Consider the following 392-nt stretch of genomic DNA (forward strand, 5'->3'; position numbering starts at 1 on the left):
CCTCCCACGCCGCGGGATCGTCCGGCGCCGTCATGGGGCGCGAGCCGCCGGCATTGTTGACCAGGACGTCGACCGGTCCGACCTGGTCGAGCACCTGCCGGGCGAGGCGCCCGGCCGCGCCCTCCCGGGCGAAGTCCGCGGCCAGCAGGACGGGCGGCGCGCCGCCGGCCGCGGCGATCTCCTCGGCCAGGCTCGCCTGGGCGGCCTGCGTGCGGGCGGTCGCGACCACCCGCCCGCCCTCGGCGGCCAGCAGGACGGCGGTGGCGCGGCCGATGCCGCTGCTCGCCCCGGTCACGAGGCAGGTCCGGTCTCGCAGGTGGAGGTCCATGGTCGCTCGTCCTCTCGCGTGGTGCTGGTGGTCTCAGGGCCGGCTCAGGCGGCCGCTCGGAACG

General features: G+C 78.3%; 1 protein-coding gene. It reads right to left on the minus strand.

Annotation, left to right across the window (positions count from 1 at the left end; translation table 11 throughout):
- Positions 1 to 328 (minus strand): SDR family NAD(P)-dependent oxidoreductase (locus tag DT057_RS35255; RefSeq protein WP_128566590.1); only part of this gene is annotated, 328 nt, incomplete at its 3' end.
- Positions 329 to 392: the final 64 nt, after the last annotated feature.

The sequence above is a fragment of the Methylobacterium crusticola genome (genome assembly GCF_003574465.1).
Classification (GTDB): Bacteria; Pseudomonadota; Alphaproteobacteria; order Rhizobiales; family Beijerinckiaceae; genus Methylobacterium; species Methylobacterium crusticola.